Origin of the sequence: Gottfriedia sp. NPDC056225, from assembly GCF_042267765.1 — a bacterium.
Lineage (GTDB): Bacteria > Bacillota > Bacilli > Bacillales > Bacillaceae_G > Gottfriedia.
Genome location: NZ_JBHJTJ010000098.1, coordinates 1 through 6,460, shown reverse-complemented (window position 1 = coordinate 6,460; position 6,460 = coordinate 1). Strand labels below are relative to the sequence as shown.

The 6,460-nt window shown below is 30.9% G+C and carries 4 protein-coding genes; all 4 read left to right on the top strand.

What is annotated here, in order from left to right; genetic code table 11:
• The first annotated feature begins 230 nt into the window (after positions 1–230).
• The 4 genes from ACFCYN_RS24795 to ACFCYN_RS24780 all read left to right on the top strand — a co-directional run bounded on the left by ACFCYN_RS24795 (position 231) and on the right by ACFCYN_RS24780 (position 6,043).
• Positions 231–380, top strand: coding sequence for a hypothetical protein (locus ACFCYN_RS24795; RefSeq protein ID WP_375952691.1), 150 nt, complete (start codon positions 231–233; stop codon positions 378–380).
• 101 nt (positions 381–481) lie between these two features.
• Positions 482–907, top strand: coding sequence for a hypothetical protein (locus ACFCYN_RS24790; protein WP_375952688.1), 426 nt, complete (start codon positions 482–484; stop codon positions 905–907).
• 431 nt (positions 908–1,338) lie between these two features.
• On the top strand, positions 1,339–4,761 hold the full coding sequence (locus ACFCYN_RS24785) for a S8 family peptidase (protein ID WP_375952685.1): 3,423 nt from the start codon (positions 1,339–1,341) through the stop codon (positions 4,759–4,761).
• A 580-nt stretch (positions 4,762–5,341) separates the two neighbouring features.
• Entirely contained in the window at positions 5,342–6,043 is a 702-nt protein-coding gene (locus ACFCYN_RS24780; protein ID WP_375952682.1) for a GNAT family N-acetyltransferase, read from the top strand.
• The last annotated feature ends 417 nt before the right edge of the window (positions 6,044–6,460 follow it).

Here is a 6,460-nt window from a genome sequence, read left to right as displayed (position 1 = left end):
TTTTTTATTTTTCTTTTTAATAGAAAATTAATTTTGATATTCCATTAAAGTAGCAGCAATATGTCATTTTAGTTTAATAAGAAAGTATAAAATATTAATCAATTGATTATCATTGCTAGTTCTCATTATTCTATGTGAGAGGGACATACTTTAGATTGTTTATTAAATTATTATAAGTTTGGGCTGTATTTGTTATTAAAATAAGATTTGTTTCGTAAAAGGAGAGTATTATGAAAAAAATGAAACCGATTACAATATTTATGAGCATGGTCTTTATTCTATCTGGGATTCCAACTTTTAACATTGTGCGTGAAACAGTCATTGGGAATCAGATGGAAAAACGATATCAAATCAAAAATGTCTATCTAACGTTTATATAAGAGATTTTTATGAAGTAATTAACAAAAAAGAATGAGAGATTAGTAGTACAAGGAATGATATAATTAGTCTAATAGATATTCTGGAGTTAGTTATAATTGAGGTGTTCTCAACGCTAAAAGAGGAGAAATTTGTTAAGTTAGTTTGGAAAGAAAATAAAATAGAAGAGATTCTAATTGAATTATTTGAAGAAACACCAAATGATGAAGAGATGGTAATGCTGAAAATTAATTTTGAACAACAGGAAAGAAGTTATATTGGAGATAGCTTTTTTGAGGCATTAGAAAAATTCAGACTGTATTTGGAAGAAAAGAGCATCCAAATTCTTTGCAATGGATCTGCTTTAAATGTATACCCATCTCCAATGACACAATCAATGGGGAGTGGACGTTTAGCTTATAAATTAAGTTTTGGAAAACAAGCCTTATATGAGGATTTAGTTGATATTTTTGATTGTGATGATACTTTAAATTTTGTGACCATTCTTGAACAACGAAATTACTATAAGAACTGGCTTAAAAGCTTATGATAGTCAATTAGATTAAATTGAAATTATATAATGTTAGCAACTAATGCCCTAATGTTACAAATAAATAGTATTATTATTTTAGTGAATAAATTATATAAAGTATTAAATGGAAAAAAGAGAATGATAGAATTGTATTTTTCTTTTAAAGATGCTTTTCATCCTTCGTTTACATTAAAAATGATCACTCAACTAAGGGGAAGTGGTTTGTTTCAATATGTAATTCAGAGTTATCTTTTGTCATTATATTTTAAATTTTCTCTTCTTTTTCTCTTTTCTTTCATAGTATGACAAATTTCTGTAATTACATAACGGTATAATGAAATTAACCATAGATCATAGTGTTACAATCTATAAAATACTATTTCATCTTTTACCTTTTTTATAATGATTAATCTACGAATCTATTAAAAAACCAGAAATGAGGATTCTTCTTGAAAAAAATAATGAAATTTAGCGCAGTTTTTTCTTTAGCAGCAAGTATGCTAACACATACCCCGACTGACGCTGCAGTAAAGAATACTAGTAAAACAAAATTTTTGAATCAACATGCTCCACTGCCTTTCCTTACAAATAAAGAGCAAATTAGCGATTCTACATATGTTGTAAAATATAATAGCTTTGTTTCTAATTCGATACATGATCGTGCTGGAATGAGTGTTGTAAAGTCTTTTCCGTCTCTAGGTTATGATATCGTTAAATTAAAAAATGGTAAAAAATTATCAACTGCTCTTAGTGTTTATAATCAATACGGAACGATTAAATCAGTTTCTCCAAGCGTTCAATATAAATTAATGTCAAGTGCAGCAAATCCTAAAGAAGATGAGGCGTATCATTTAAGTCAGCTAAACATTTCAGCTGCACAAAAACTTGTTGCTAAAAAAGCAATTACTGTTGCTGTAATTGATCAAGGCGTAGATAGAAGTCATCCTGATTTAACAGGTCAACTGCTTGGTTCATATAATATAGTTGATCCAGCAACACAAGCTGTAAGAGACTTTCATGGAACTCATGTCGCAGGTATTATTGCTGCAAAAAAGGATAATAAAATAGGCGCATATGGTATTAATCCTAATGCTAAAATTCTTTCTGTAGATGTTTTTAATGGGAATGAATACACTTCAGACTATTCGATTTCAGAAGGGATTCTTTATGCTGTTTCTAAAGGTGCGAAAGTAATAAATATGAGCCTTGGTGGTACAATGTATAGTCAGTTACTTGATGATACAATTCAATATGCAATCAGCAAAGGCGTTGTTGTTGTTGCAGCTGCAGGAAATAGTGGCACAAATGAATATAGCTACCCAGCATCATACGATGGAGTTATTTCCGTTGGTGCAACAGATAGTGAAAAACATCTTGCTTCATTTTCAACATACGGTCCTGGTGTGGATGTAGTTGCACCTGGAGAGTTCATTTATAGTACGATTTATGCTCCAACAATTGGTAGTACATACTATTATTTAAGTGGTACATCAATGGCAACACCGGTTGTATCGGGAATCGCATCACTATTAAAAACAAAGTATCCGAATCTTTCATCTTATGATATAGAACAAATTCTTGAAGAAACGGCCACTGATAAAGGATCATCCGGATATGATATATATTATGGTTATGGTGTTGTCGATCCGGTAAAAGCTTTAAAATATGATATGAAAAAACTAGTTTCATATAAAAAGCCATCTGCTTCAGCGATTATAGATAGTGCAGCTGCTGTTCAGCTTTCTGAAAATGGAGAGGCTTCATATAAAGGAACAATTACAAAACCACATCAAATTAATCGATATAAATTAAATTTAAAGGCAGGAGAAGATGTAGGTCTTACGTTAAAAATGGCAAAAAATTACGATGATCAGCTTTCGCTTCGCTTCTATGAAGGAACTAGTAAAACATCTTCTAAGCCACTAATTATTGATGATGTACTTGCTGGAATTGCTGAAGGGACCATTTACACTGCTCCAAAGGATGGAACACTTGTCATTGAAGTTATGGATAAAAACTCAAGATATAGTTCAAAAGGTAGCTCTACTTTTAGTTTATCAATTAAAAAGAAACTAAATATTAATGAAGAAACTGGGGCAAAAAACAATCCAATTGAAGTTACGTCCTTACCTTTTGATGCAACTAGTCTAAATGATGATTCATTCCTTCTATTTAATAAGGGAAATACTGGGGCTAGATATATTTCATACAGACCAACTGAAGATGAAAAAATCTTATTATCAATGGGTTCAATTCCTGGACTAAATACTTCTATCACTGTATATACAAAAGATAAATGGGATGAATATATAAACACATCTAATGCAAAACAACCACTACCACTCGTTTCAATCGATCATAACGGGAAAAGTGAAGGAGAAAAAGGTGCGGTTACACTAAAGAAGGACACAGATTATATTATTGAACTATCAAGTGCTCCAATCTCAGTCTTTTCATTACCTTTATACGATGAACAACCAGATGCACCATATATTATTCCAGGCTCATTTGAAAAAGTAGCATTTAAGATGTCAAAACTAGACTTACCAGCTGATGAAGACGGATTGGTCAATACATTTAAACAGCTAGATTTATCAAACGGCTTAATAAATCAATTAGATGATTCAACACCAATTGATGATGTGACGACTGGAATGGATCCAGAGGATGTTCAACAAGTGCTAAAAAACGCAATTCCAATCACAGGATATGGAAAAAGGCCATTGGCTTATATGCAAGATAACAATGATGTAGATTGGTATAAGTACACTCCAAGTAAAAATGAGTTTATTCATTTAAATATTAATGGTAATAAAAATCAACAGTTTGATGCTCAAGCGTATGTTTACAATTCGAACACAGGTGCTTTTGAATATGTAACAAAAACATTTAATTATTACACTACTTTCCAAGATCGTGATTATACAGATAATAATAAAGATCTGTTTGCTTTACTCGATAGTAACAAAACGTATTATTTCCGTGTTTCATCAGTAGGTGGTGCATTAGATGAGCCTTATCAATTAACATTTCAAGGTGGAGAAGGTATAGCAAAAGACAAATATGAACCGAATAATTCATTCGCTTCTGCTAAAACTCTTAAAAGTTATGATGAGATACAATATGGTAATTTCTCAAGTTCTTCTGATGAAGACTATTTCTACTTTAAAAATACTAGTACATCTACAGTTCTAAAAGGATTCGAATTTATGGCGTTACCAGTAGATCCAACCCAATCAGGGGGGATGTACTCAAGTCTATTTAATGACCTACCAGTAAACATTACAGTCTATGAAGATACAAATGGAAATAAAAGATTAGATGGAACAGAACGTGAGAAAGCAAGCTATTATCAAAATTATGGCGACATCACAAAAAGTTCATTCCAAGCTAAACCGAATCATGGTTATTTCTTTGAAATAGCTAATTCTTACCCAGATATTGCAAATCTTCACGAATATATATTCCGTTTTTATTCACTGAACCGAGCTGACGAAGATGCTAAAGCGAAATATACAAATGGTATTCCTTCAATCAGACTACCATTAAGATATATTGGTAAAAACACATATATCGGTTTAGGCTATTTAAACGCAAATGTCGCAAATGGTGATAAAGATTATTTTAAATTTGTAAATGATAAAGACCGATATGTTTCATACAACCTTGAAATGCCTATGTCTGGAATGAATGGTAAGATAACTTTCTATGACTCTAAAGGTAAAAATTTAGGCACATTCAACCGCTACACATATGACGATCCCGAAGTTGGCCAAATTAGGTTGAAAAAAGGAACTTACTATATACGCGTAGAAGAAGCGAAAGGTATTTCTGACTATGATCAGTATCAATTAACAATTACGAAAAATTGATGATTTATGAAAAGAGAAGGAATTGCTTTGTTCCTTCTCTTTTTTTTTGCTTTTTGATGATTTGCTAATTCTCTTTTTCTTTTATTGGATGGTAGTAAGGAAATCTATTATTTTAAAAAACGGCAGGTTAGTTTCATAAGTGTTTGGAAATTTATGGTAAATTATTATTATTAGTAGATTTGAGGGAGAATCCATATGAAGAAAATTGTATTAGAATTATCAATTACTGCAATTTTAGCTGGTGGGCAAAAGATTGGAATGCTCAATCTTTTAACAACATAAGAATGTTAAAAAACATTTAACTCGCTATAAGGTAAGTTTTTTATTTCACATTTATCCGCGTCTGTACTAGACAAATATCCTTTTTTATACAGAAGGATATTTGTTTTTCTTGATCAACTATCGCATCTATTTGATGAACAAATCGATCGTCTGTATGGTCGATATTTTTTAGAAATATATGTATAGTTTAGTAAGTTCATTAATCGCGTAAATCGCTGAATAAATTATGAAAGATCAGATTAATTATTATTACTAAGTTAAACTGTAATAAAATTAAATAATGAAATGGGGTAATTAAATGAATCAGAGAATAAACGAATACAATCAACCGGTTGGTGAAGAGTTGACCAATTGGGAGAAAAGAAAACTTCCAACTGATATGTGTTATGTCGGAAAGTATACGATTGTCAAAAGATTATCAGTTACACACACGAAAGAGCTCTATAACGCTTATAAAAATTCCAGCCCAAGTAATTGGACATATTTATCCGACGAACCACCTCAAAATTATGAGGCTTTTGAACAAACATTATTAAAAAAAATAGAAAGTAGCATAAACATCTTTTATGTCGTAATAAATAAAGAGACAGACAAACCACTTGGAATATTTAGCTTAATGAGGATCAATCAGGAAAATGGGGTAATCGAAGTAGGAAATGTTAATTTTTCAGATGGGTTAAAAAGAACAAGAATGTCTACCGAAGCACATCAATTATTAGCTATGTATGTATTTGATGAACTAAAGTACCGACGCTATGAATGGAAATGTGATTCTCTTAACGCTCCATCCATTCAAACAGCAAAACGTTTAGGCTTTACGTATGAAGGTACTTTCAGAAATGCTGTTATCTATAAAAACCGTTCACGAAACACTAGCTGGTTCTCAATGCTTATAGAAGAATGGCCAATACATAATCAGGCATTAACTAAGTGGTTGGCAGAGGAAAACTTTGATGACAAGGGAGTACAGCTTCAGAGATTAGAAGAATTTAAACAATAAGAATAAAATTGATTGGACTCGATTTTTTAACAAGCTTACGAATAGTAATTGAGTTTTCTTATTGAATTAACAGATGGTACGAGAGTTTGTCTAAGAAGAAAATAAATATGATATAATTGAGAACTAGTTTTAAATGAATAGGTAAAAGTTGCGTAATTTATTCAAGTTTAATGATTCACTTTCATTAAAAATATTAAATGTTTGCAGCGGGATTTTTAGTATGAGGAATAGGAAGGATCTAAATAATTATGACAATTGTAAGCTTTTTAATAATTGCTTGGATTTTAAGCTGGTTTAAATTTGAACAAATATTTGTTCAAGCAATTAAAGAACTTTTCAATAAAGAAATTACAAAAGCAAGTTATTATTTTATATTTTTTTGCATTGGGGCAATAGGTGATATCGTTTTACTAATAA